This is a genomic window from Candidatus Accumulibacter vicinus, from assembly GCF_000584955.1.
GTDB classification, from domain to species: domain Bacteria; phylum Pseudomonadota; class Gammaproteobacteria; order Burkholderiales; family Rhodocyclaceae; genus Accumulibacter; species Accumulibacter vicinus.
The window spans coordinates 311,302-337,807 of sequence record NZ_JDSS02000024.1; the positions used below are offsets into that span (position 1 = coordinate 311,302).

Annotated in this window: 20 protein-coding genes and 1 pseudogene; 4 read left to right on the plus strand and 17 right to left on the minus strand. The window is 62.5% G+C overall.

What is annotated here, in order from left to right; all coding sequences use genetic code 11:
• Nucleotides 1-649: 649 nt before the first annotated feature.
• The gene (locus tag CAPSK01_RS12010) at nucleotides 650-2,587 is read left to right on the plus strand and encodes a flagellar assembly protein A (protein ID WP_273703576.1); all 1,938 of its coding nucleotides are present in this window, start codon (nucleotides 650-652) and stop codon (nucleotides 2,585-2,587) included.
• A 44-nt stretch (nucleotides 2,588-2,631) separates the two neighbouring features.
• Here the strand turns inward: CAPSK01_RS12010 and cphA (CAPSK01_RS12015) are convergent, their stop codons facing one another.
• From cphA (CAPSK01_RS12015) to CAPSK01_RS12050, 8 genes and pseudogenes are all read right to left on the minus strand, one after another.
• Entirely contained in the window at nucleotides 2,632-5,214 is a 2,583-nt protein-coding gene (gene cphA, locus CAPSK01_RS12015; RefSeq protein ID WP_034926607.1) for a cyanophycin synthetase, read from the minus strand.
• Nucleotides 5,215-5,293: 79 nt separating this feature from the next.
• Nucleotides 5,294-7,459: pseudogene (gene cphA / locus CAPSK01_RS12020) on the minus strand (cyanophycin synthetase); the annotation flags it as partial.
• Between the two features lie 147 nt (nucleotides 7,460-7,606).
• Nucleotides 7,607-8,080, minus strand: a complete 474-nt coding sequence (locus tag CAPSK01_RS12025) for a DUF1854 domain-containing protein (protein WP_034926611.1) — start codon at nucleotides 8,078-8,080, stop codon at nucleotides 7,607-7,609.
• Nucleotides 8,077-10,401: an ABC transporter ATP-binding protein gene (locus CAPSK01_RS12030; RefSeq protein WP_273703577.1), complete on the minus strand. Its 2,325-nt coding sequence runs from the start codon at nucleotides 10,399-10,401 to the stop codon at nucleotides 8,077-8,079. The genes CAPSK01_RS12025 and CAPSK01_RS12030 overlap by 4 nt, the downstream gene beginning before the upstream one ends.
• Before the next feature lie 108 nt (nucleotides 10,402-10,509).
• On the minus strand, nucleotides 10,510-11,298 hold the full coding sequence (gene trpC / locus CAPSK01_RS12035) for an indole-3-glycerol phosphate synthase TrpC (protein ID WP_034926613.1): 789 nt from the start codon (nucleotides 11,296-11,298) through the stop codon (nucleotides 10,510-10,512).
• Between the two features lie 91 nt (nucleotides 11,299-11,389).
• The gene (gene trpD / locus CAPSK01_RS12040; protein WP_034926614.1) at nucleotides 11,390-12,415 is read right to left on the minus strand and encodes an anthranilate phosphoribosyltransferase; all 1,026 of its coding nucleotides are present in this window, start codon (nucleotides 12,413-12,415) and stop codon (nucleotides 11,390-11,392) included.
• Nucleotides 12,412-12,984: an aminodeoxychorismate/anthranilate synthase component II gene (locus tag CAPSK01_RS12045; RefSeq protein ID WP_034926616.1), complete on the minus strand. Its 573-nt coding sequence runs from the start codon at nucleotides 12,982-12,984 to the stop codon at nucleotides 12,412-12,414. Before CAPSK01_RS12045 ends, trpD begins: the two co-directional genes overlap by 4 nt.
• Nucleotides 12,985-13,122: 138 nt before the next feature.
• Nucleotides 13,123-13,698 carry a hypothetical protein gene (locus tag CAPSK01_RS12050; protein WP_273703578.1) on the minus strand — a complete coding sequence of 192 codons (576 nt, stop codon included), beginning with the start codon at nucleotides 13,696-13,698 and terminating at the stop codon, nucleotides 13,123-13,125.
• A 559-nt stretch (nucleotides 13,699-14,257) separates the two neighbouring features.
• On the opposite strand from CAPSK01_RS12050, the gene CAPSK01_RS12055 reads away from it, so the two are divergent.
• Genes CAPSK01_RS12055 through CAPSK01_RS22815 form a run of 3 tightly spaced genes read left to right on the plus strand, consistent with a single transcriptional unit; the run spans nucleotide 14,258 to nucleotide 17,046 of the window.
• The gene (locus CAPSK01_RS12055; RefSeq protein ID WP_273703579.1) at nucleotides 14,258-15,433 is read left to right on the plus strand and encodes a caspase family protein; all 1,176 of its coding nucleotides are present in this window, start codon (nucleotides 14,258-14,260) and stop codon (nucleotides 15,431-15,433) included.
• 28 nt (nucleotides 15,434-15,461) lie between these two features.
• Nucleotides 15,462-16,643, plus strand: a complete 1,182-nt coding sequence (locus CAPSK01_RS12060) for an OmpA family protein (RefSeq protein ID WP_273703580.1) — start codon at nucleotides 15,462-15,464, stop codon at nucleotides 16,641-16,643.
• Nucleotides 16,585-17,046, plus strand: coding sequence for a transposase (locus CAPSK01_RS22815; RefSeq protein ID WP_273703581.1), 462 nt, complete (start codon nucleotides 16,585-16,587; stop codon nucleotides 17,044-17,046). Before CAPSK01_RS12060 ends, CAPSK01_RS22815 begins: the two co-directional genes overlap by 59 nt.
• Here the strand turns inward: CAPSK01_RS22815 and CAPSK01_RS12065 are convergent.
• The 9 genes from CAPSK01_RS12065 to CAPSK01_RS12105 all read right to left on the minus strand — a co-directional run.
• On the minus strand, nucleotides 16,975-18,060 hold the full coding sequence (locus CAPSK01_RS12065; RefSeq protein ID WP_273703582.1) for an adenylate/guanylate cyclase domain-containing protein: 1,086 nt from the start codon (nucleotides 18,058-18,060) through the stop codon (nucleotides 16,975-16,977). The two genes, CAPSK01_RS22815 and CAPSK01_RS12065, sit on opposite strands and share 72 nt — an antisense overlap.
• A gap of 266 nt (nucleotides 18,061-18,326) precedes the next feature.
• Nucleotides 18,327-19,202, minus strand: coding sequence for a hypothetical protein (locus tag CAPSK01_RS12070; protein WP_273703583.1), 876 nt, complete (start codon nucleotides 19,200-19,202; stop codon nucleotides 18,327-18,329).
• Nucleotides 19,203-19,385: 183 nt separating this feature from the next.
• Nucleotides 19,386-21,122, minus strand: a complete 1,737-nt coding sequence (locus CAPSK01_RS12075; protein WP_337958574.1) for an ABC transporter transmembrane domain-containing protein — start codon at nucleotides 21,120-21,122, stop codon at nucleotides 19,386-19,388.
• A gap of 83 nt (nucleotides 21,123-21,205) precedes the next feature.
• A complete protein-coding gene (locus CAPSK01_RS12080) occupies nucleotides 21,206-21,601 on the minus strand; it encodes an MAPEG family protein (RefSeq protein WP_034926621.1) in 396 nt (131 codons plus the stop codon).
• Between the two features lie 55 nt (nucleotides 21,602-21,656).
• Nucleotides 21,657-22,385, minus strand: a complete 729-nt coding sequence (locus CAPSK01_RS12085; RefSeq protein WP_034926623.1) for an RDD family protein — start codon at nucleotides 22,383-22,385, stop codon at nucleotides 21,657-21,659.
• On the minus strand, nucleotides 22,382-23,170 hold the full coding sequence (locus CAPSK01_RS12090) for a BPSS1780 family membrane protein (RefSeq protein WP_034926624.1): 789 nt from the start codon (nucleotides 23,168-23,170) through the stop codon (nucleotides 22,382-22,384). The genes CAPSK01_RS12085 and CAPSK01_RS12090 overlap by 4 nt, the downstream gene beginning before the upstream one ends.
• Before the next feature lie 99 nt (nucleotides 23,171-23,269).
• Nucleotides 23,270-24,577, minus strand: a complete 1,308-nt coding sequence (locus CAPSK01_RS12095) for a DUF58 domain-containing protein (protein ID WP_034926627.1) — start codon at nucleotides 24,575-24,577, stop codon at nucleotides 23,270-23,272.
• A gap of 7 nt (nucleotides 24,578-24,584) precedes the next feature.
• Complete coding sequence (locus CAPSK01_RS12100; RefSeq protein WP_034926629.1) at nucleotides 24,585-25,574, minus strand: MoxR family ATPase; 990 nt, start codon at nucleotides 25,572-25,574, stop codon at nucleotides 24,585-24,587.
• A 10-nt stretch (nucleotides 25,575-25,584) separates the two neighbouring features.
• On the minus strand, nucleotides 25,585-26,506 hold a 922-nt coding region (locus CAPSK01_RS12105; RefSeq protein ID WP_034926631.1), incomplete at its 5' end, for a DUF4350 domain-containing protein.

The window sequence follows — 26,506 nt, forward strand, 5'->3', positions numbered from 1 at the left end:
CGGGCAATGCCACGTTGTGGATAGGTCTTCTTCGCCTGCTGGCCGGGCCGGGCCGGGCTGGCTGCCTGGTGGTCGGTGGCTATGCTGCGCGGTTCCGAGGCGGGCACTGCGCTTTCCTGCCTCGTCGGGAGGACGGCTGCAAGCTGCTCGATCGGGCTGGCCGCAGTCCTCGGGAATTCGCTGCGGAAACGCGCCGGTCGGTTGGTCTGCTGACCGGGCCTGGCACCCGGCGCAGCCGGTGCTGTTGCTTGGCCGTCGGCACGCCGCGCGGTGTTGTGCTTTGCTGTCTTGGAGCCGCCGCGAATCGGTTTGCGTGTGGCTGTCCGGAGGTCACCGACGACAGCAGCAGGCTTTTTGTTGGGCAGCTTCAGAGTGGAGCGGGGCATGGCGTGGCTTTCCGTTGGTTTGGCTGCTTAGTTTATCACCTCCTACAACCCGGCCCCAGATCGTGAAGCGGGAGGACCGCTCATGATCGCCGTTGCCAGCGCAGCAAGCGGCAAGCTGCGATCAACTGCGCCCACGATGACCGAATCTCAGGAACTGTCAGTCAACAAACCCTTCAGACAGGGTGCCGCAGCCGACAGTTTCTGTTACGCTGCGGGTGCAAGAACTGAGGGTCTCAATCACCATCCTGGATGCGAGTGCCGTCATGCCACCATTACCGCAAAGTGCCATCGGCAACCTGGCCGACCTTCAGGAAGGACAGATCGCACTCTCGGGATTTGTCCTTCAGCATGATAACGGCTTGTACGTCCGGCGCGCGCGACTCGAATCGGCGACCGCTTTTGCCGACTTCGTCAACCGCGTGGTCGCCTCAGGACTTTACTTTCGGGGACTGGATTACCCACAGTTCCTGGCCCTGCTTTACGACGGCCCCATCGGTCGTCACGACGATGCCGACGAGGAAGTTTTCCTGGCTGCCGACATCACGGCTTTCCGGGCGGAGCGCCAGGCGCTCTACAAACCCTGCAAGATGACACCTGGCGAGGCGTCCTATCTGTTCGAACCGCTGTATTGCGATGCGGAGAGTGATCCGGCCCCGGTCGATCAGGGCAATCACCCTGCGCATTCCGCCAAGGGGCAGCAGCCGTCCGAGACACGCATCTACCTCGACATCGATGAATTCATCGCCGCGGCATGGGCGAAGGGGGTGCGTTTCGGTATCGACATCGCGGCAGTTCGTGAAGGCATCGAACTTGACAGGCCGGAGCAGCGGGTGGTCGCTCTCAACCGGCCATACGTCCCCGGCAAGGATGCCGAAATCATCGAGTTGCTCCCTGGGCTGCACCGCAATAATGCACCGCGGCGGCTGCTTGGTGATCGGGTCGATCTGCGACAGTTCGAGACGCGTTACCCACAGGTCACTGCCGGCCTGCCTCTGGCGAAAAAAATCCCGCGCCAGGCTGGTGTGGATGGGCGTGACATTGCTGGCCTTGCGCTGCCGGCATCACCGCCCAAGGATTTCGATCTGCAGGCGCTGGCCGGTCCCGGCACCCATGTCGTCCGGGAAAAGGACGGCGAATACCTGCGGGCATCGGTCTGCGGCTTTCTCAATATCGATCTGCACAACAATCAGTTCTCTGTGACCGACAAGATCATCAGCCATGAAGGCGTGAGTTTACGCACCACCGGCGACCTCTTGCTGACCGGCGAGGAGTACGAACAACATGGCGAGATCCAGGAGAAGCGCATTGTCCGGTGCCGCAGCATCACCGCTCATGCGGATGTCTTCGGCAACATCATTTCCAGCGGTGGTCTGGTCTGCCTGAAACAGAATCTGATCGGCGGGCGCGCCAGCAATGATCAAGGGGACATCATCGTCGAAGGACGAGCCTCCGGATCGACGCTGATTGCGCAGCATGGCTGCATCAGGGTGCAGGACGTGGACAACTGTGTGATCCTGGGTCGTCAGGTGGTCGTCGGGCAGGCGAGAAACTGCGATATCGTTGCCGACGAATTGACTGTCGAGGTCTCCGAAGCCAGTGCTCTGGCCGGCAGGAGCATCCATCTCGGTCTGGCCCGTTCCCACAGGGAACTCGAAAACGTATTGTTGGTGCTGTTGCCCGACCTGTCGTCTTGTGAGGCGCGGATCGCCACCCTGCAACAGAAGCGTGCCCTGCTGGAGAAAGCGAGGGCGGATTCTCGCGCCAGAATCGATGCCTTGCGTGGCGAAAAGGATGTGACCCGCTACCTGTTGATCGGCGGCAAGCTGCGCCGCCATGAACTGACTCTGAACGCGGAACAGCAACTGAATTGGCGCCGGCTCTCGGAACGGGTCGCACCGGCCCTGCGGACGCTCTCGCAACTATCCAGCCTGATCAAGGAACAGGACGCGGAGTGGCATGCACTGGAGACACAAATCAACGAGGTTGTCGCTGCCAGAGAGCAGTCCTGTAACGGTTTGGCGTGCACCGTCGATCGTATTGAAGGGGAGACGAGAATCAATGCCGTGTTGGTTCGATTGGCCGATCCACCGCTCAGCGATCTGCCACACAAGGACTTGAAAGCGCGCCTACGGAGAACCGATGCGGCCACCAAACGGCTTTTCAGCGGCTCGACCGGAGGCTTTTCCTGGGTCTACAGTTGATCACCCACTCATGATGAGGCGACCTGCCTGCCGCATCGGAACGCCTAGCCCTCGGCGATTCGCCTGCCGATGTGTTCAAGGGATTCCTCGATCTGATCGATCAGGATCAGGCAAAGATCGCCTGCCTGCACTTCGGCCAGCGCACTGTCGATGGCCAGGAACTCACCACGAATTTCCCTGACCTCGGAGGTTCGCCGGGCGTTTTTCAGACCTTCCCGCAGGAGCGCCAGCACTTCTCCGTCCGCCCGACCACGCTGGCACTGGTCCTGATACAGCAGGACCCGATCGAAAGCATCCCCAAGGATCTCGGTCTGCTGGCGAATGTCCTCGTCGCGCCGGTCGCCAGCGCCGCTGATGACCACCGAACGCTTGCTGCCCGGCGGTGATGGCAGATTGTCGATGGCCCTGACCAGCGCCTGAATGGCGTCCGGATTGTGGCCATAGTCGGCAATCAGCGTTGCCCCGCGATAGCTGAAGAAATTGAAGCGCCCCGGTGCCGTTCTTGCGTCGTTGATGAAGCTGCCGAGGCCACGCTGAACCGTTGACCAATCGAGCCCCAGAGCCCAGGCGGCGGCAGTCGCTGCCATTGCGTTCTCGACCTGGAAGCCGATGGTGCCGTTTTGCGTGAGCGGGATCTCGGCCAGTGCGATGCGGTGTTCGTTACCGCCGCCGGAAGCGACGATCGAATCGCCGTCGCGATAGACAACGCGCTTGCGTTGCGCGCGGTGCATCGCCATCAGCGGATGATTTCGGTCACAGGCGAAAAAGGTGACGCTGCCCGGACATGAGTCGGCCATCCGGGCGACCATGGGATCGGCGGCATTGAGCACCGCGACGCCGGTCCCCGGTCTGACATTCTGGACGATCACACGCTTGACGACCGACAGGTCCTCGACGGTACTGATATACGACAGCCCAAGGTGATCGCCGAGACCGATGTTGGTGACCACGGCGACATCGCAACGGTCGAACCCGAGTCCCTCCCGCAGCACCCCGCCGCGTGCCGTTTCAAGGACGGCAGCGTCGACGTCGGGGTGGAGCAGGATATTCCTGGCGCTCTTGGGGCCGCTGCAGTCGCCGGTATCGATACGCCGGCCCTGCACATAGACGCCGTCGGTGGTGGTCATGCCGACGCGCAGACCTTGCTGGCCCAGGATGTGGGCGATCAAACGGACGGTAGTGGTCTTGCCATTCGTTCCCGCGACGGCCACCAGAGGAATGCGCGCATCGTCGCCGGCGGCAAACATGTTGGCGATGATTGCTTCGCCGACCGGCCGGCCCTTGCCGAACGAAGGCTGCAGATGCATGCGCAATCCCGGCGCAGCGTTGATTTCGACGATGCCACCGCCCTGGGCTTCGAGGGGGCGCAGGACGCTGTCACAGACAACGTCGACCCCGGCGATATCGAGACCGATGGTCTGCGCGGCGGCAATCGCCTGCGCAGCAAACTCGGGATGAACATCGGCGGTGACGTCGGTTGCCGTACCACCGGTCGAGAGATTCGCGTTGTTGCGCAGGACGATGCGCTGGCCTCTGAAGGGAACCGATTCCGGAGTCAGTCGCGCATCGGCCAGGCGGGCCAGAGCCACCTCATCGAGGCGGATTTTGGTCAGTGAGGTGGCGTGCCCTTCGCCGCGGCGCGGGTCACTGTTTACCCGTTCGACCAACTGGCGAATGTTGTGTACCCCATCACCGATGACCAGCGGGGGATCGCGTCGGGCCGCGGCGACCAACCGGTCGCCCACGACCAGCAAGCGGTAATCATGGCCCGGAAGATAACGCTCGACGAGGACTTCGTCGCTGACCTCAACAGCGATCGCGTAGGCGGCTTCAATCTGTTCACGGGTGTTGAGATTGACTGCAACACCCTTGCCCTGGTTACCGTCCTGCGGCTTGACGACGACCGGAGCGCCAATCTCGCAGGCGGCCGCCCAGGCGTCCTCGGCGCTCAGCACCGGCCGGCCGACGGGAACCGGGACACCGGCCGCGTGCAGCAGGACCTTGCTGAGTTCCTTGTCCTGGGCAATCGATTCGGCAACGGCACTGGTGCGGTCCGTTTCTGCCGCCTGAATGCGTCGTTGCCGGCTACCCCAGCCAAATTGCACCATGCTGCCTTCGGTCAGGCGGCGGTAGGGGATGTTGCGTGCCATTGCGGCATAAACGATCGCTCCGGTGCTGGGGCCCAGGCGGACGTCCTCGTCGAGTTCGCGCAAGCGATCAAGCGCTTCGGTGAGTTCGAAAGGCGTGGCCGTGACTGCTGCCTTGCAGAGATCCTGCGCGAGTTCGAAGGCCAGTCGGCCAACGGCCTCTTCGCTATATTCGACGACGACCTGGTAGATGCCTGGTTCCAGGGTCTGCGCACTGCGGCTGAAGGTCACCGGACAGCCGGCCTGTGCCTGCAGGCCAAGCGCAGCGAACTCCAGGGCCTGCGCCATCGATATTGCCTCATCATGGCCTGCCGGCCTGAGCATCGCCAGCTCGGGGAAGCGTTCGCGCAGACGGGTCTCGAAACCCGGCATCTGGTCGATGCTGCGCTCCTCTTCATCGCAGTAGACAATCGCCTCAATCGCCGTGTGCCGGCTCCAGAGGTTGGGACCGCGCAGCGCGCGGATACGCGATACTTCCATGAACAGTGTCCTCTTTCTGGTTCAGTCCGCAGGCAGGTAGGCAATGCCCGGTCTGCTGCGGGTGATTTCCGGCTCAGGCAAGGGAGAAGGTTTCCAGCCCGGTACGGATGATTTCCGATCCGATGCCCAGTGCCCAGGCGGTGCCGCTGGCGGCCAGGACGTTCTCGATCTGGAAGTCGACACGTCCGCCGTCGGTCAGCGGAATGTTCTGCAGGCTGACGATTGCGGTTTCATCCTGGCCATTGGCCAGAATGACCTGACGATTGCGAACGAACACCGCCCGCTTGCCTTGCGCCCGGTGTTCGACGAGGCTGGGCAGGTCGGGATCGATGGCGAAGAAGATCACCTCTCCGTCGCAGAGCGGCGCCATGTCGACCAGCATCGGCTGCCTGGCGTTGAGGACCGCGGCGCCCGCCGGCAGTACCAGATCGACCTGCGTGCGCAGAACGGTGAATACCTGCTCGGGGGTTTCGATGTCGTAGCGGCCGCGATGTTCGGCGACTTCGACGTTGGTGATCACACCGACCTGACAGCGGTCGTAGGCGAGCCCTTCGCCGAGGATGCTGTCGCTGCCGTTTTCGAAGACGGCCGCTTCGACCGAGCGATTCATCAGGATGCGGTGCGCAGCTCCCCAGGTTGCGCTGTCGCCCTGGTCGATACAGCGCCGGTCGATGAACAGGCCGTCACTGCAGGCCAGACCGGTCTGTTTTCCGGACAGGCAGAGCAGGCGCGCAATCAGGCGGGCAACGGTCGTCTTGCCGAAGCTGCCGGTGATGCCGACCACCGGGATACGGCCATCGTCGCCGTTGGGGAACAACTCATCGACGATGGCGCGACCGACCGGGCGTGGCTGACCAATGGCCGGTTTGAGGTGCATCAGCAGGCCGGGGCCGGCGTTGACCTCGACAATCGCCCCCCGCTGTTCATCGAGCGGTCGTGCAATGTCTTCGCAGACCAGGTCCACGCCGGCGATGTCGAGTCCGACGATGCGGGCGGCGAGCGAGGCCGTGGCCGCGGTTTCCGGGTGAACGAGGTCGGTGACGTCGTCGGTATGGTTGCCGCTACGCACGATCAGAACCTCGCGACCCGCCGGCGGGATGGCATCCGGGGTAAATCCCTGGCGCGACACTTCGAGCCGGGCCACCGGATTGTCGGCGAGGTCGATGATGTCGAGGACGAATTCCTCGGCAGCACCGCGGCGCGGGTCGGAGTTGATCTGGCTGTCGATCAGTTCGTTGATCGTTGATCGGCCATCACCGATGACCTTGGCGGCCTCGCCGCGGGCGGCGGCGGCGAGTTTGCCGCCGACGATCAGCAGGCGATGCTCCGAGCCACGCACGTAGCGTTCGACGATGACACCGCTGCCTTCCACGACCGCTGCGGCATACGCAGCCTCGACTTCTTCCCGGGCCATCAGATTGGTGAACACGCCGCGCGCGTGGTTGCCGTCCGACGGCTTGACGACCACCGGAAAACCGATCTCTGTGGCGGCTTCGCAGGCATCCTCGGGACTATCGACCAGGCGTCCTTCGGGGACCGGCACGCCGCAGGATTTGATCAGGGTCTTGGTGAGATCCTTGTCGCGCGAGATGCCCTCGGCAATCGCGCTGGTGCGGTCGGTTTCGGCGGTCCAGATGCGTCGGCTGCGGGCGCCGTAACCGAGTTGCACGAGATTGCCGGTGGCCAGCAGGCGGATCGCCGGAATGCGGCGGTCCTTGGCGGTCGCCGCTTCGACGATGCAACCGGTGCTCGGCCCAAGCAACTTGCGCTCGGCCAGGTCGGCGAGGTGTGCGACCGTGCCGGCGACATCGAAGGGGGTGTCCTTGATCGCCGCCAGCAGCAGATCGCGCCCTGCATAGAGACAGGAGCGGGTGACATCCTCGTGCCAGGCGCGCACCACCACCTTGTATACGCCGCGCGTCGAGGTCTCGCGTGCCTTGCCGAAGCCGCCGGGCATGCCGGCCAGGTTCTGCAGTTCGAGAGTGACGTGTTCGAGGATGTGCGCCGGCCAGGTGCCTTCCTGGACGCGCCGCAGAAAGCCGCCGCGCTCGCCGTAGCTGCAGCGATGCTCGATCAGTGAGGGCAGGAGGGCCGTCAGACGATCATAGAAGCCCGGGATGGTGTTCGACGGGAAGTCTTCGAGTTCGCCGATGTCAACGACCGCCTCGATGACCGGACGGTAGGTCCAGATGTTCGGACCACGCAGGTAGCGGATCTCGAGAAACTTGATGTCCTTCGTTTTCATGTCGTCAGTCCAGGCACGGGGAGGTTGGCGCGCGTCGGCGCGAGAAAGGCGCAAGGCAGGCGGACAGCCAAGCCGGAATTATTGTCGAAATAACGTGGCTCGCGTCAATCGGCTGACGGCGCAGCAAAACGATTGCCGTGACGTGCCTCACAGGAAGCGGTCGAGAATGCGCCGGCTATGTTGATCAAGCGCAGAACGGTCAGGAATCAGGAAGTGAATGCCATGGCTGTCGGTGATCAGCAGTGCCGGCGGGGTGAGGCGGCGAATGTCCTCCTCACCCTTGAGGATTAGCGTTGCCGCACCACGATCGGTTTCAACCTGCCAGGTGCTCGGCGTCGCAAAACTCGCAACGCTGACGATGCGTGTGATCACGGGCATGAACTCGCGCTGGGCAAGCTCGGTTTCTACCAGCTTGCGCGGCTCTTCTGGCAGGTCGCCGAGTTCATTGATCCAGGCCAGTTCATGGCCGTAAGGGTCGACCAGGGCAATGCCGTCAGCGGGGGCGCTGATCGGAAAGGCTCGCACCGGCACCACCCCGGCATGGATTTCACCGTCTGCACCAATGAATTCGAGCTTGCCAAAGCAATTACGGCGTAACTGATAGTCATGCGTTTCGGTCATTCGCGTTCTTCCTCATCCTTGGCGTTGATCTCCAGCCTGCGCAGTTCGTCTTCGGTGTCGACGTTGCGCGCCTGTGCCTGATAGAGGCGGTAGTAGTGGCCTTCGCAAGCCATCAGCTGGTCGTGGCTGCCGACCTCGACGACGCTGCCACGGTCGAGAACGACCAGTCGATTGGCGTCGCGCAGGGTGGACAAGCGATGCGCGATGGCAATCGTCGTGCGTCCGCGCACGAGGTTGTCGAGTGCTTTCTGAATCTCCTTCTCGGTGGTGGTATCCACTGATGAAGTGGCTTCGTCGAGAATCAGGATGCGCGGGTCGATCAGCAGCGCGCGCGCGATCGAAATGCGCTGCCTTTCGCCGCCAGAAAGCGCCTGCCCGCGTTCGCCGACGAGCGAGTCGTAACCGTGCGGCAGGCGGAGGATGAATTCATGCGCGTGTGCAGCGCGAGCGGCCGCGACGATCTCGGCGCGTGTCGCCGCAGGTTTGCCGTAGGCGATGTTTTCGGCAATCGTGCCGAAAAACAGGAACGGTTCCTGCAACACCAGGCCGATATGTTTGCGGTACTCGGCAACCGGTAGCGAACGGATGTCGACACCGTCGATCAGAATGGCACCTTCGCTGACGTCGTAAAAACGGCAGATCAGGTTGACCAGCGTGCTCTTGCCGGAGCCACTGTGTCCGACCAGGCCAACCATCTCGCCAGGTTCGATGACGATGTTGATGTCGCGGGTCACGCTGCGCGTCCCGTAGCGAAAGCCGACGCTGCGCAATTCGATGCGTCCCGAGACTTGCGGCAGGTGCACCGGATGCGTCGGCTCGGGAACGCTGGAGACATGGTCAAGAATGTCGAAAATGCGCTTGGCGCCGGCCGCGGCCTTCTGGGTCACCGAAACGATGCGGCTCATCGAATCGAGACGCAGGTAGAAGCGACTGATGTAGGCGAGGAAGGCGGTGAGTACACCGACGGTGATCTGATCCTTGGCGATCTGCCAGATGCCGAAAGCCCAGACGATCAAGAGGCCGATTTCGGTGAGCAGGGTAACCGTTGGCGAAAACAGCGACCACACCTTGTTGACCCGGTCATTGACTTCCAGGTTGTGCACATTGGCTGACCGAAAACGTGCCGCTTCACGACTTTCCTGGGCAAAGGCCTTGACCACCCGGATGCCGGGAATGGTGTCGGCGAGCACGTTGGTGACTTCCGCCCAGATGCGGTCGACGCGCTCGAAGCCGGTCCGCAGCTTTTCGCGGACAACGTGGATCAGCCAGCCGATGATCGGTAGTGGCAACAGCGTCACCGCCGCCAGCCAGGGATCGATCGATACCAGAATGACCGTGGTCATGGCGATCATCAGCACATCGGTGGCGAAATCCAGAAGGTGCAGCGAAATGAAGATGTTGATGCGGTCGGTTTCCGAACCGATGCGCGCCATCAGGTCGCCGGTGCGCTTGCCGCCGAAGTATTCCTGCGAAAGTTTCAGCAGATGTTCGTAGGTGGTGGTGCGCAGGTCGGCACCGATCCGTTCCGAGACCAGCGCCAGGATATAGGTGCGTCCCCAGCCGAGCACCCAGGCGAGCAGTGACGACCCGAGCAGACCCGAGAGATAAAATGCAACCAGAGCGGAGTCGATCGGCTGGCCGTTCTGGTAGGGGATCAGCACCTTGTCCATCAGGGGCATCGTCAGGTACGGTGCCACCAGCGTTGCCGCAGTGGTCAGCAGGGACAGCACGAAGGCGGTCAGCAGTTGTCCACGGTAGGGCCTGGCGAAACGTGTCAGGCGCAACAGTGTCCAGGTTGAAGGCGGTTCATGGATTTCCTTGCTGCACGCCGGGCACTCTTCCTGCCCCTCAAGCAGCGGGGTTTCGCACTTCGGACAGAGCGCTACGGACGAGGGAGGCGGCATGATTCCGGTGACCCGGAAGCTGAGCTGACGAGTGAAGTGCTCGATCAGCCGACCGGCGGCGATGTCAGCGCCTAGCGTGTAGCGCCAGTGCGCCAACAGCGAATCTTCGTCGCAGAGTTCGAGGGTACCCACTCCGGAATGATCGCGCCGAGACAGCGACAGTCCCGCCCGGTAGGGCCAGCTCTGCCACCGGGAGTCTCCGGGCGGCATCACCAGCAGGCGCTCGCTGGTCACCACTACCAGCCCGCGCGCGAAACGCAGGCGGGTGTCGAGGTCGATTTCAAGCCAGGCCAGGACGCGCTCACCGTCGGCGAGCTGTGTATCGAGCGACGTTGCCCAGGCAGCGGGTAACGTCGCTGGCGCACTGGCGGCCAGAACGAGGGCCTCAAGGGGCGATGGCGAAGCGACAGAACTCATGGGTTGGCCGGTTTCCAGGCTTGAAAGGCTTGAAAGATGCTTGATGTATCGGATGAGCGGACGGGCGGCGCACGCTCCGTCGATGGTCATCTTGTCCGTTGGCGACCATCAGGCAAACAACTCGGCCAGGGCTTCGCCAGGCTCGGCAGCACGCATGCAGGCTTCGCCAACGAGAAAGGCGTTGACACCATGGTCGCGCATCCGCTGCACATCTCGGGGGGAGAGAATGCCGCTTTCGGTGACGACGAGACGGTCGGCCGGGAGGTAGGGCAAGAGCCCGAGGGTGGTTTGCAGGCTGACTTCGAAGCTGTGCAGGTTGCGGTTGTTAATGCCGATCAGCAAGGTGCGAAGCTGCAGGGCGAGATCCAGCTCCTGGCCATTGTGCACTTCGACGAGTACCGCCATGCCGAGACTGTCGGCGATGGCTTCAAGTTCGCGCATCGTCGGCAGATCAAGCGCCGCGACAATGAGCAGGATCGCATCGGCACCCATCGCCCTCGCTTCGTAAACCTGATAGGCATCAACCAGAAAATCCTTGCGTAAAACCGGCAATCCACAGGCTGCGCGCGCCGCCTGCAAGTATGCGGGAGCCCCCTGGAAAAACTGACGATCAGTCAGCACCGACAGACATGCCGCACCATGCTGCTGATAACTGACCGCAATCCGGGCGGGATGAAAATCGGCACGCAGGACGCCTCTGGATGGGCTGGCCTTCTTGATCTCGGCGATTACCGCCGGCTTGCCGGCGGCAATGCGGTCCCGGATGGCACCGAGGAAATCGCGCGTGGCGGTTTGCATTTCGGCCGTGGCACGCATGACCGCGAGCGGGGTGTCAGCCCTGGCGGCGGCCACTTCGTCCCGTTTGACGGCCAGAATCCGCTTGAGAATATCGCTCATGGCAAAATCGCCGTGTCTTCTTCGCGGCTGCTTTCGCGCAGTTCATCGATCTTGGGCAGTGTCATGTTTTTCCTCGCCGACACGCAGGCGATCAGGTCGAAAAGCGTTGCGTGCAAGCCACGAAGTCGTCGAGCCTGGCGCGTGCAGCACCGGACTCAATGGCTTCGAAGGCTTGGTCGACGCCATCGGCAAGCGTGCCGGCGAGGCCGCTGACGTAGATGCTGGCGCCGGCATTGAGGGCAACAATGTCACGCGCGGCGCCAGCGCGCCCCTCAAGCGCGGCCAGCAGCATGCCCTTGGACTCCTCAACGTTGGCCACGCGCAGAACCCTCGGATCGTGCACAGGCAGGTTGAACTGCTCGGGATGAAGCGTGTATTCATCGACACGGCCGTTCTGCAGTTCGCCGACCAGGGTTTCACCGGAGATCGAGATTTCGTCGAGACCTTCGCGGCCGAAAACGACGAAAGCGTGCGAACTGCCGAGGCGCTGCAGGACACGTGCCTGGATGCCGACCAGGTCGGGATGAAAGACGCCCAGGACTTGATTGGCGGCGTTGGCCGGGTTGGTCAGCGGGCCAAGGATGTTGAACAGCGTGCGCACGCCCAGTTCGCGGCGGACCGGTGCCGCGTATTTCATGGCGCTGTGGTGGTTGGGAGCAAACATGAAGCCGATACCGACCTCGTCGACGCTCTGTCCGACCTGTGCTGGCGTAAGATTGATATTGACGCCGAGGGCTTCGAGAACATCGGCGCTGCCCGACTGCGACGAGACCGATCGACCGCCATGCTTGGCGACACGTGCGCCGGCCGCTGCCGCAACGAACATTGCGGCGGTCGAGATGTTGAAGGTCTGAGCACCGTCGCCACCGGTCCCGCAGGTATCGACCAGGCGGCTGCGGTCACTGACTTGCACCTTGGTCGACAGCTCGCGCATGACCTGCGCCGCCGCCGAGATTTCGCCGATCGTTTCCTTCTTGACGCGCAGGCCAACGATAATCGCCGCAATCATCACCGGGGTGACTTCACCACTCATGATCTGTCGCATCAGCGAAACCATTTCGTCGTGAAAGATTTCGCGGTGTTCAATGACCCGCGTCAGTGCGTCCTGGGGTTTCATTTGGCGTACTCCTCAAGGAAGTTCTTCAAGAGATCGTGGCCGCGCTCGGTCAGGATCGATTCCGGATGGAACTGAACCCCCTCGACGGCCAGCGTTTTGTGACGCAGACCCATGATCTCGCCGTCGTCGGTCCAGGCGGTGATTTCCAGGCAGGCCGGCAGAGTATCGCGTTCAACAGCCAGCGAATGATAGCGCGTGCAGGTCAGCGGACTGGGCAGGCCACGAAAGACGCCCTGGCCGCTGTGCTTGACCGGCGATACCTTGCCATGCATCAACTTGCGGGCGTGCACGACACGGCCACCGAAAGCCTCACCGATCGCCTGATGGCCAAGGCATACGCCGAGCAGAGGGATCCTGCCTGCAAACTCACGAATCACCGCCAGAGAGATGCCGGCCTGTGCAGGCATGCACGGGCCAGGGGAGATCACCAGCAGGGCCGGATTGAGACGCGTGATTTCGGCAATCGAGATGGCATCGTTGCGAAAGACTCTGACATGCTGCCCTAGCTCGCCAAAATACTGGACGAGGTTATAGGTAAATGAGTCATAGTTATCGATCATCAGCAGCATATCGCGGCTATCCTTTTGTTCTATTCTATATGGCTATGGTTCCAGATAAGCGGCTTTGATAACGGCTCAGATACCTGCTATTTCTTTTGATATCCCCGCGCCGATGGTCCGGAACCGAATGCACGCAAGCTGCTGTAATTACTGCTGCACAATCATGTTCTTGGTAAGCGGATCGCCGATGATGTCCTTCACCTTACCGTCGCTGCCCCACATCAACTGGTACTCGCCGAAACTCGACATCCACATGCGCCACATCGGCGCGTCAAGTACGGGATTTTCCTGCGTGAGCGGATAACCGACGGACATGATCACTTGCTCGCGCGTCATTCCTTTCATCACCTTGCCGGCCTTGATGGCGGCCTGGATGTTGGCAGGGAAGGTCGCCAGTTTGACATTGGGATCCCGCTGTACGATCCAGCGCGCCATGTACTGCTCTAGCGACAGTTGTTCGCGTGTGTAGTCTTGGCCGATGCGCATGGGCTTACCGCCAATGGTGACAGCAGCCCGTTGGCGTCCGTACGAAGTTATCGACGCTTGGGTGCCCAGGGGAATCATCGGCCAGCCGACATAGTTCAACTCGTTGATCCAGTCGCTGCCCGCCTCGTGGCGTATGTTGCAACAGGTATAACCGGAGAGCAGCGGCGGCGCGCTTTTGGATTCGGATGTGTCCGACCCACCGGTCTGACAACCCGCCAGCACAACCGCCGCCAGCATCGCGGCGACCTGGACACTTCTCTTGCTTGCTTGCACGTGCAACCTCCTTTCATCATGAATCGCAACGTTGCGGCTAACGCCGCGAATCCACTCACTTCCCCATCACGACCCGACAACCCGCGGAGGCGATACCATACTGCACTGCCGCTTGCACGGGTTGAGCGCTTAGCCCGAACCCAGCCCCTCTGATCCGGCCGTAACCCAGCATTCATGCAGATTACGGTCATTTTCTTGCGCGGGTATGTAGCCATGTAACGGGAGCAGAATGCATTGCGTCAGAAAATCGCGGGCTGACCCTGAGGTATCCCCCAATTCCGGGATCAATTTGTGTTGCACCACGTTCCGGCGAGCCAAGAGCAGGAAAGGTGTGCTATCGTTCGTCATGGCAGCCGTGATCAGGCTTTCGACACTCCGATCATGCCAGAAAGGGCCGTCTGCCACCTCGCTTCCCAAGCGCTGGCGCCAAGCAATTCCAGCCGCATCGGTGGGTTTGCAACAAGCCCATTTCTTTCGTATATTCTGGGCTCGGCCCACCCGAGGCCTCTTCGACATTCGAGCAATGCAGAGCCCGGCTTTTCTTATCTACCTCGCGTCCTTGTTGTCGCTGGGACTGCCTCTGGCACCGCGGATCGCTTTGGCGTCTGAGGATGGCATGGTACAGGTGGCCCTGGTCATCGGCAACAGCAACTACAAAAAATCTCCCCTCTCCAATCCTGTCAACGACGCCCGGGACATGGCGGCCAAGTTGCTCGGCCTCGGGTTCACCGTCATCAAGCGGGAAAACCTGACCACAAAGGACATCGGCCCGACTCTGCGGGAATTCAAATCCAAACTCACCCCCGGTGCCGTGGCCCTGTTTTTTTACGCTGGCCACGGTCTTCAGGTAAAAGGCGTGAATTACCTGCCGGTGGTGGATGCAGATATCGCGGGTGAGGAAGACGTGCCAAGCCAAAGCATGGCTGTCAGCCTGGTGCTGGAGACCATGGAAGAAGCCAAGACCCGGCTCAATTTGATGTTTCTTGATGCCTGCCGCAACAATCCCTTCGCCCGCCGTTTCCGTTCCGCCGCAGGCGGTCTGGCCAAGGTGAATGTCCCCTCGGGTACTCTGCTTTCCTTCGCTACCCGTCCCGGCAGCGTGGCCTCCGATGGCAATGGACGCAACGGCCTCTATACCCTACATCTGCTGAACCAGATGGACAAACCCGGCGTGGCCATTGAGCAAGCCCTGAAACGGGTAATCGGGGGTGTCAAGTCCGACTCTGCCGGGGAGCAGGAGCCCTGGATGGAGGGTGCCATCGAGGGTGATTTCTGTTTCGGCGGCTGTAGTGCCACGCCCATTCCAGTAGGCACCAGCGCGGCGGACCACCCGGCGGCGATAGAACTGACCTTTTGGGACAGTGTCAAGAACAGCCGCTCCGCGTCGGACTACCAAGCCTACCTCACCCAATATCCCAAGGGCCGCTTCGCTGCCCTGGCCAAGGCGCGGCTCAAGGATTTATCCAAGCCCGAATCAACGCCCCCGACGACTCCTGCGCCGGTAGCCGTGAACACCTATCAGCCTCCGTTACGCCCGCCCGCCTCGGCCGCCCTCCTGCCAACGCCCATCGCTGGCCCACGACCCAGTGGTGGTGTTTGTCCCGGTTGCACGTGCAGCGACCTTCAAGCTCGCTTGTCCATGGGCGTGGAACCCCTGACCGATGTGCAAATGAGCCATTATCGTCAGAACTGCCGATGAACGTAGCCATCCATGAGGGAGACGCACCTTGCCCACGCTGAGCTTCTTGATTCTCTGTCTGCTGGCCTCACTCGGCTTCCTGGCCGGTTGCGCGGCGCCCCTGTCGCCGAAAGTCAAAACCCCCATGGAGCTGGAGCCAGCCGTTAAGGCCCTGGCCACTGACCTCTTCGGTCAGGTGCGGGCCAGCCAGAATTTCGTCGGCCGCATGGGCAAGAAGGCGTTCGTGGTGGATCCCTTTATTGATGCCTACACGGCGGAAGTCAATGAAACCAGTCGCCAGATCGAACAGGTGTTGATGCGTGAGGTGCGGTCCGCCTTCCCAGAATTCCCCATCGAACACATGTCGGTCAAGAACCTGGGGACTTCGCAATATGTGGTCAATGGCACCATCCGTCTGGATAAGGCCTCCGGTTCCGGCTTTTACAGGGTGTCGTCCTCGGTGGTGGATTTGAAGACCGGCATGATCATCGCCAATTCCGAAGTCTGGCTGACCAAGGAAAAACTCAATTTCGAACCCATCGCCTCCTATAAGGAAAGCCCCATGTACCTGAAGGACAAGCGGGTCGAGGGCTATGTCGCCACCACCTTGTCGAACACCGGAGAATTGGCGGACAAGTCCTATTTCGATACCCTGCCCACAGCCGCAGTTCTGTCGGAAGCCGACGTCCGTTTCGATGCCGGTGATTTCGCCAACGCTCTCGATCTCTACCAACTGGCAGAGGGTCGGGCCGACGGCAAGACGATGAAGACCTATTCTGCCCTGTACCAGAGCTATCGCAAGCTGGGCCAGAACCAAGAGGCGGAAAAAGCCTTCGCCAATCTGGTGGATGTGGGCTTGGTCAATAACAATCTGAGCACCCGCTTCCTGTTCACCGTCAAAACCACGGATTTCGTCGCAGATCCTTCGCTGCGCAGCCAGTACGCCCTATGGCTGCGCCAGATTGCCCGCCGAGTGGCGACAACTGGAGTCTGCCTGAACATCGTGGGTCACAGCAGTCGCTCGGGCAATGAGCGCTACAACGATCAGCTCTCTCAGCAACGTGCCCTGGCGGTTCAGAAGCTGATGCAAAAGGATTTCCCCCAGGTCATGCAAAAGACCAAAGCCTACGGCAGGGGCTTCCGGGAAAATATCATCGGCACCGGTAGCGACGATGCCCAGGACGCCATCGACCGCAGGGTGGAATTCCGGGTGGTGGAATGCGGTAGGTAGTGCCTGGCAGAAAAAGACGCTTTTCGGACGGTCGGGAGCGTTCAACGGCGTAACAACCACGGCTGGTGACGAAAGATCAGCGACCCCTGGCCGCCCTGTTCGAGGCACACACGGGCAAGTGCTCCGGGGGGGGGCGATTGCGGATTCGACCCCTATCTCCGTCTGCAAGAACTTGCGGATTCCTCGCCACCGGGTGTTTCAGGGGATGGCGGCGCGGGACAAGCGTTCTACCGGCTGGTTTTTCGGGTTCAAACTCCATTGGGTTATCCATCCCTTGGGCGAGCTACTGGGCGTCAAGCTGACCCCAAGCCATATCGATGACCGTAAGCCCTCAAGACCGATCGGCGAAAACCAGAAGTTGAACGAAAAGCTGAATCTTCATGTTCGCCTCCGGCGGGAGTGAGGTGAACTCGGAACCCATGCGAACAATCCCGTTCGCAGGCTTGCGATTCAGGATCTTGGCGTAAACGTCACGCGCCTGATAGGCGACTATCGGCAAGTCAAGGCTGAGTTTGATTTCGCAATAAATGGGCAGCTGGCACTCCAGTTCAAGCAGAGCGCCGTGGTAGCCAAGATCGAGAATCATGCCTGGGCGCATCTCGGGAAAGACGATGCCGTTTTCGATGATCTGGTAGCCGAACGGCAACTTGACCTGAATCCGGTGAGAACGACGTTTCTCCTTGCGCGGGACATTCAAACCCAGCGAGGGAATGCCGATCAGTTCACGCAGGCTTACGGGTACTGGCTTCCCCTTGAGATAGATGTCGATCGGACCGCTGGTGTCGACGAACTCCTTGCAGCACTCATAGGTGCTCTGACTGATCAGAACCTGACCGCGTAAACTGAAGGCCTCGATGCGCGAAGCCAGATTGACTTCGTTTCCAATGACGGTGTACTCATGATAGAGGTCTGAGCCCAGCGTGCCCGCAAGCACCTCGCCGGTGTTGATGCCAATGCCCATGTACAGTTCCGGCCATCCCTGATCCCTGTGCGCCAGGTTGAGGGTCTCCATCGTGATCTGCATTTCGACAGCGCAGGCGAGTGCTCGCCGAACATCGTCAGGGTGTCGCACTGGCGCACCGAACAGCGCCATGATCGAATCACCCATGAATTTGTCTATGGTTCCCTGATACTTGAAAATGATCTCGCTCATCCTGACGAGGCAGGGATTGAGAATCTTGATGACATTACCCGCCGGTTGATTGGCGACCATTGCCGTAAACCCGCGTAGGTCGGCGAACAGGATGGTGACCTCGCGGTTCACGAACTCCTGCCCGAGGTGTGCAGGAAGGGCGCGCGTGTCGAGTTCATTGAGCAAGGTTTCGACCTCTGCCAGGGCCGAACCGCTGAGAGTCTTTCCGGTATCGCTCGCAATGATGCCGTGCAGACGTTGCAGCACACGCTTAACCGAACTCAATCTCATATCTTGAGGAGGATACGATGCGTCAACCACGCATCGTCCTTTTGCAAAGGATCATGTTTTGTCCACATCCAACATGAAGCATTATGACATACAAATCAATATCCGGCAATGAATATTGACGAGGCAGGATAGGTCGGGTTGTATGCGTCTTCAATGATGCGGCGTATCGCTTTCAAAAAGAATGCGCGATAGGGGAACTGGCGACGAGGCCGGAAGCAGCCCCTTCGTCCGGGCAAGCCGCTCTCCGGCGCTGCTGGCGTTCATCTGGAGGGGACGGGCAGGCGCTCGACTTCAAGAACCCGACCGCGGCCCTGCTCGGCAAGCAACAGGTGGCCCGGTGCCAGCGACAGAACGGTTTGCCCCGAACGCAGACCGCTCAGGATGGTCTGCAACGATCCAGTCCTGTCGAGTAGCAGCAGGCGTGCCCGATGCGTGGCATCTTCGGTGATCCACAGCCCTTCATCGTTGCACATCAGAAAACCCGGCGCGTTGAGCTGTTCAAGGACCAGCACGTCAGCGCCGTCTGCCTGCCAGCGCTTGACCCAGCGTTTTCCCTTTTCGGCGTAGAACAACTGCCCGTCGGGACAAATCGCGACGCCCTCCGCCTCGCTGAGACCGCTGCGCAAGACAGTCAACACCCTGGTGAGCGGGTCGAAGCGCAACAGACGCCCGTCACCCTTCCGATCTTCGACGGCGTACAGAGACTGGCCATCACTGGCGAGACCTTCAACACTTCGACCCTGGAAAAGGATTTCTATTTGACCGCCATGCAGCCAGAGCACCGGCAGATCGCCTCCTTCCTGACTGATCGCGACGCCGTCACGAAACGCCACCAGCCCGTCGGGTTTGGACAGTCCGACCACCGCCTGAGTCAGGCTGCCATCGGCTGCACGGCTGAACAGAATGCCTTGCTCATGGCTGAGTTCCTTGCTGATGTACAAGGCCCCATCCCGGTCTTTCGCCAGGGCACTGACATGCGCAATACCGTCGAGGTAGACCCGAAATGACCAGCCATCCGCGACCGTCACCGAGGCGAAATGCTGCCATCCAAAGAAGCCGCCGACTAGTACGGCCAGCAGCGCTGTCAGCCACAGCCCCTGCGTCCTACATGAGGACGAAAACGGCGTGGCAGTCATTCTATTCGTTAGGGGTGTCGTATTTGATCCTGCCACGATAGTCGACAGCTGATTGCATGCGTTTTCCTCTCCTAACATGCGCCCCGAGAGGGATCGGGGCGTGTCCTTGCCATGGGATCCTGCATACGCAGGCTGAAGTGAGCCTTAAACTGCGCTTGCTGATGCGCACCGCAGCCAGCTTCTTCAAGTGCCGAACTGCAGCGCCGCCAGGCGAGCGTACAAGCCGCAGCGCTCGACCAGCGACGCGTGCGTGCCAACCTCGATGACCCGCCCCTGGTCGAGAACGATGATCCGGTCGGCGCGTTGCACGGTGGCCAGGCGATGCGCAATGACGACGGTCGTTCGCCCGGCCATTGCGGCTTCGAGCGCAGCCTGCACGACGCGCTCGCTTTCGGCGTCGAGGCTGCTGGTTGCTTCGTCGAGCAACAGCAGCGGCGCGTTCTTCAATATCGCACGCGCAATGGCGATGCGCTGGCGCTGGCCGCCGGACAGGCGAACACCGCGTTCGCCGACGAAAGTGGCGTAGCCGTCGGGCAGCCGCTGCACGAATTCATCGACGAAGGCAGCGCGCGCAGCGGCACAGGTTTCCTCGTCGGAGGCGTCAGGTTTGCCGTAGCGGATGTTGTCGGCAATGCTGCCCGAGAAGATCACCGCCTCCTGTGGCACCACCGCGATGCGCGCGCGCAACTCGGCCAGGCGCGCACGCCGCAGGTCGATGCCATCGATCCGGACAGACCCCTCATCAACGTCGTAGAAACGTTGCAGCAACTGGAAGAGGGTCGTCTTGCCGGCGCCCGACGGTCCGACCAGGGCCACCGTCTGTCCGGCCTCGATGGTGAAATCGAGCCCTTGCAGCACCACTTGCGCCGGGCGTGACGGATAGGCGAAGCGCACCCCGCAGAAGCTCACCTGCAGGCCTGCCGCTGCGACCGGCAAGGCGATGGGCCGCGCCGGCTCGACGATCGGCGAGCGTACGCCGAGCAGTTCCATCAGCCTTTCAGTGGCCCCCGAAGCGCGCAGCAGATCGCCCCACACCTCGGCCAGCACCGCCACGCTGCCGGCGACAACCATCACATAGAGCGCCGTCTGGCTCAGTTGGCCAGCACTGATCTGGCCGGCAAGTACCGCCTGGACGCCGCCGTACATACCGTAGAGCAGCGAGGCAAAGACGCCGATGATGACGAAGGCGGTGAGCGCCGAGCGCGTGCCGCTGCGGCGGATCGAGGTGGCAAAGGCCTGCTCGTTGGCGGCCGCAAAGCGAATCGTCTCGGCGCTCTCCTGGGTGTAGCTCTGGACTACCGGAATGGCATTGAGGATCTCGCCGGCAATGCCGCTGGTATCGGCAATGCGGTCCTGGCTGGCGCGCGAGAGCTTGCGCACGCGACGAGCGATGAGCGCCGCCGGCAACACCACCAGCACGATGATCACCGCCACCGTCAGCATCAGCCGCGGCGTCGTGCTGACCAGCATGGTCAGCCCGCCGACCAGCAACACCAGGTTGCGCAGGCCCATGCTGATGCTCGAACCGACGGCGCTGTGAATCACCGTCGTGTCGGTGGTCAGCCGCGACAGCACTTCACCGGTCTTCAGCGTCTCGAAGAATTGCGGACTCTGCCGCAGCACATGCGCGTAGACCGCCTGCCGCAAATCGGTGGTCACCCGCTCGCCGATCCAGCTCACCATGTAGAAACGTGCGGCAGTCGCCAGCCCGAGTACCACCGCGACGGCGAACAACACGATGAAATGGTCGCGGATTGCCGGCATTCGATCGTCGAGAGACCAGCCAGCCGGTGCCGCGAGACCGCCGTCGACCAGCAGTTTCACGGCGTAGGGCAGCGCCAGCGTCGCGCCGGCGGCGAGCAGCAGGAACAGCAAGGCCAGCGCGACCTGCCCGCGGTAGCGGGCCACGTAGGGCAACAGCGTGCGCAGCGGCCGCAGTTTGCGTGCCGGTCGCAGTGGCTGCGCGCCGTCGTCGGTTGACGTGGGCCAGGAAGTTTCGTGGTTCAGACGAGCAGTCCACGCAGTACACCCCAGGCGCCACCGAGAGCCAGAGCGCCAAAGGCGAGCATCGAGACCAGGAAGCCCTTGCCGCGCGTCTTCGGATCGCATGCATAGGCCCAGGCATACCAGACCCGGCCCAGCAGCCAGACGCTTCCGATTCCGGTCGCCCAGAAGCTCGACAGGAAGATCGCGAACACCCACAGTACCGGCAGGAAAGCCACTGTATTCTCGAGGGTGTTCATCTGGATCCGATAAGCGATCTCGAATTGCGGGTGACCACTGGTTGCCGGCGCCTGGATGCCGAACTTGATGCGGCAGCGGCCGACATAGGCCGCACAGGAGAACAACAGCAGCGCCGTGGCGAGGGTGACCAGAGCCGGTCCTGAGTAAGCATTCATGCGGTCGATCCGTATCAGGGCAGAGCAGGCAAAGACAGCGGGAAGCCGGGAAGATTCAAGATACCTGACTCCCGAGCAGGAAGTTGGCGATGCGCAGCAGGCGCCGCCGCGCTGCCTCGCCGTCGAGACCAGCGCTCAGCGGCCCGGCGGCGGCGGCCAGCTCGGCTGCCCGCTCGGGAGTCAGCAGCGCGGCACGCTGGCTGTACTCGATGATCGCCAGCTGTTCTTCGCGGGTCAGAACAAAGGGCGGAGCTTCACCGCCGACCTCACCCCCAAGTGCGCTGCCAGCGCCGACCGGCCGGCGCGCTGTTTCGTCGACATGCACCACCAGAGTTCCGGCGGCCAGGTCGCCCAGACGTTTACCTTCGGCGTTGAGCAGGCTGGTGACGAAACCCGCGGCGTACATCAACGGCAGAATATCGACGCTGCGCAACGTATTACGGATGAAAGCGGCGCTCCAGCCGACGGGCCGTCCATCGTCATGGACGACCGCCAGAGCACAGGCCTTCTTGCCCGGCGTCTGACCGTGGCGATACACTTCAAAAATGATCGGATACCACCACTCGAGCAGGAATGCGCCGAGCAACAGCAGGCCAGTGCCGAAATCGCCGATCTGCGCGGCAGCCATCGCCAAGAGCAGCCAGAGTCCCAGGCGGAGCAGAAAATCGAGAAACCAGGCGCGCGCGCGTGCGACCGGTCCAGCCACCCGCAGTTCGATCTCGCAGCCTTCAGGCGTGGCGATGCGGCAAAGGCTGTCCAGCGGGGCGGCAAGCGCAACGGTCATCGATGTTCGGCGAAGAACAGGTCCCGGTAGGCCGCGTACAGCGAAGCATAGAGCACCGGCAGCAGCACCAGCCAGCCGAGCAGCAGCGGCAGGCTGGCCAGCACGGCGGCGACCAGCACCAACAGGACATAGACCAGAAACGACGGGAAATTGCGTAGTGCGACGAAGACGCCGGTCTTGATCGCCTGATACGCGGACAGCTCGTGGAAGAGCAATAACGGCGGCGCCAGCCAGACTGCCATGGCCAACGGCGCGAAGACCAGGATCATGGCCAGAAAGGAAACCACAATGGCCCACGCGGCGGTGTTCCCGGCGCCGTCGAGACCGATCGTCGCCAGCGCGGCGATTCCGGTGACGGTGGCGATGATGCCGACCGCGACGGCGATCACCAACAGCGCCAGCAGGTAGAGCAGCCCGAGCATCAGCAAGCCTCCCGGCTGACGCGAAAAACCGGCAAACAGATGTTCGAAGCGAATTCCCTCGCCCTCTTCAATGGCCCGACAGCCCACGCTGATGCCGCCGATGAACACCGGGATCAGCAGGTTGGCGACGATATTCAGGAGCGGGAGCATCCCGGCGATCAGCATCACCGCCATGAAGGCGACGGCGATGCCGATCCAGGTGCCCGGCGCCGTGCGGAACATTGTCCAGCCGCGCAACAGCCACTGCAAGCCGCTCCCGGCCGACACCAGCCGGCCCTCGGGAATGAAAGTGCCAAAGTCGCTTTCACTGTAGTCATACAGCCGCGCAGAAGGTGGCCTGAACGGATTGTCGTCGATCTGCATTGCGGCCCCCTGCCGTCAAAAAATAGTGGCGTCACGTTTCGTCGCAATCGGGGCAACCGGTTTCTTGGCCTGGCGGCAACGATCGCACGGCGCATACTATCACGCGCCGGAACGCTTTCTGGCCCAGTAGTGATTGATCAGCGCCACCGGCAATTGGCGCGCAACGACGTCGAGAACCTCAACGCCACCGTGACGCAACAGCGCCACCTGCCGTCGCCTCGTCTGCAGGTATTCAATGCCGGCAGCGCGTATCAGCGCGGCGTCAAAATCATTGACCGGCGCTTCGAGCAACTCGTCGAGTACCGCTTCGCGCAGGCTGGCAACGCTCACCGCATGACGGCGCCGCAACTGCTCGACTGCCGGCAGCAGCGTGTCGTCATCCTCGTCGCGCAGGTTGGTAACCAGAATCACCAACGCCCGTTTGCGCAGGCGCTGGCTGAGGGTTTCACTGGCGCTCAGGTAATCGGGTACCTGCAGTGACGGCTGCAGGTCGTAAACTGCATTCATCATCGCCTGTAGGGTCGCCAATGACTTGCGCGGCGGCAGCACGCGCGGCGAGGGATGGCCAAAGGTTGCCAGTCCAACGGCGTCGCCCTGGCGCAGGGCGACCCAGGCGAGCAGCAGCAGGGCGTCGAGGGTGTGGTCGAAATGCGAAAGCTCGCCGTCGCGAGCACGCATCCGGACACCACAATCAAGCAGAAAGACGATCTGCTGGTCGCGTTCGTCGGCGTATGCCCGCGAGATCAGGCGACCGACGCGGGAGCTGGCTTTCCAGTCGATCTGCCGCGGCGGGTCGTCCTGACGATAGTCGCGCAACTGCAGGAACTCCATTCCCTCGCCACGCCGCCGGCGCTGCAGGATACCCATCTGCGACAGGCGGTGATCGGTCGCCAGCAGCGTGTAATGTGCGATGCGCGCGAAATTCGGGAAGACCCGCACCACATCCTGCTCTACGACGTTTTCCTGCAGCAACCATAGACGCAGCGGCGACGCGCAGCGCAGGCTGACGCCGTCGAACACCTGCCGGCCGCGCTCGCTCACCGAAACCCGGTAGACAACACGCAGGCAGCGATCGGCGGTGACCGTGAAGCGCAGTGGCAGGCCCTCACTGAGGAAAGCGGCCGGGTGCCGGTCGATCAGCCAGCCGGTAGCCTGCCCTGAATCGCAGCGAAGGCGCAGGCCAACGTTCTGCCAGGTCCCGACCGGCATGGCATGCGACAGATCGCGCTGGACGGCGATGCGGCCGCGACGGCGCCAGGCGCTCAGCGCGTCGGCAGCGGCCAGACCGAACAGCGTTGCCGCTGCCATCTGCCAGAAGGCCAGCAGGCTCGGCACAACGGCGACGGCCAGACCCAGACCCAGCCACAGCCCGGCAGCGAGCAGCAGTCTGCGGTCTGGAAGCAGCATTGGACCGTCAGGTCCGCGGCGCCGGCACGCGTTCGAGCAGCGCGCACAGCAGATCGTCAGCGCTGAGCCCTTCGATCTCGGCCTCGGCGGCCGGCGTCACGCGGTGGCGCAGCGCCGGCAGCGCCACCGCCTTGATGTCGTCGGGCGTGGCGAAACCCCGCCCGGCCATCAGTGCCCGCGCCCGCGCTGCCCGCACCAGCGCGATCGGGCCACGCGGACCGGCGCCACTGGCCAGCCCCGGTGTTCCGCGACTGGCGCGAACGATGGCCACCGCATAGGCAACGACGCGCTCGTCGACGGTGACATGCGCCGTCCATTGCTGCAGCCCGACCACCGTTGCCGGCTGGATCAGCGTGGCCACCGCCTCGACGTCGAGGTCACCGCCGGTCCTCGCCCTCGTCACCTGCCGGGTCAATGCCACTTCTTCCTCCTCGCTCGGGTAATCGATGCGGATCTTGAACAGAAAACGGTCGAGCTGCGCTTCCGGCAATGGGTAAGTGCCTTCCTGTTCGATCGGATTCTGGGTCGCCAGAACCATGAACGGGCGCGGCAAGGGTGAGCTGTTCCCTTCCAGGGTCACCTGTTTCTCCTGCATCGCTTCGAGCAGTGCCGACTGTGTCTTGGCGGGCGCCCGGTTGATCTCGTCGGCGAGCAACAGATGCGTAAACACCGGCCCCTGGCGGGTGACGAAGTTGGCCGTGGCCGCGTCGAACAGCGTGTGGCCGACGACATCGGAGGGCATCAGGTCGGGGGTGAACTGGATGCGCCGGGTCTGACCGCCGAAGGTTCTGGCCAGAACTTTCACCAGCAGCGTCTTGCCGAGACCGGGAACGCCCTCGATGAGCACATGCGCATCGGCCAGCAAACCGATCAGCACTTCGTCGATGACCGCCTGCTGGCCGATCACCGCCTTGGCCATTTCGGTGCGCAGCGCACTCAGCAGTTGTCGTGCCTGCTGCAGTTTTTCTGCCGGCAGAACCGGCACGGGGGTATTCATGGCGAGGTTCTCAGAGCTGACGTTCGAGGTCGCGCAGGGTGCGCAGGGCATCGGTAAAAGCGTGCGGGGTATCGGCCCGGCCATCGAGGGCGGCGGTGATGCGCGCCGCCGGCAAGCCGGAGAGCACCGCCAGGGCGGAGGCCTGTACCGTGGCCGGGCGTGCGGCGATGCCCGGCTGGCGCAGCGCGAGGCGGTTGCGAAAATGCTCGCGCGCAGGGACCAACAGCGTCGCCAGCGCACCCGACCGCCACAGGTAGCGAGCAACTGCCGCCAGGTGTTCGCGTAGTTCGCGGCGTGCCGGCTGCGCCTCCGGCTGCGCACTCCCGAAGCGCGGAACGATGCGCCATAGCCAGAGGACGAGCAGCATTGCCGCAGCGATGCACGCGGCCCCGGCGTTCTCCAGCAGCCAGTCCAGCAGGGTCGGCATCTGCAGACGCGACAGCAACAGAATCTGCGGCGGTGACGAGCGGTCATGCTCGCCGAGCAGTGTCCAGTAGAGTTCGGCATGGTCCAGCGCGCCGATGCGCTGGTTGCTCAATTGCCGATCAAGCTCGCTGGCGATCGTCAGGTGCCCGCGACCGAGGTTGAAGTGCAGGATCTGTTTGCCGCCTCCGTCCGCATGCTCGCCGGCCGACCAGTCCGGCTGCCGCCCGCCGGCCTCCAGGCGTTGCCAGCCGGCGTCGATCCGCAGCGTTCGGAGCGCACCAGGCAGCTTCACTTCAAGCACGTGCTGCCGCTCGCGCGGCGCTTCCGGCAGCGTCTCGGAATGCCGCACCCCAAGGCTGTCGAGCAGCGGATCGGCGACGCCAGGACATTCGGCAACGGCGATCAGGTAGCCGCCGTCCTCAACCCAGGCGAGCAGGCGACGCAATCGCTCGGGCGGTAGCCGATGCGCGCGCTGGCGATCGAGAAACAGCGTACCGCCGGCCGGC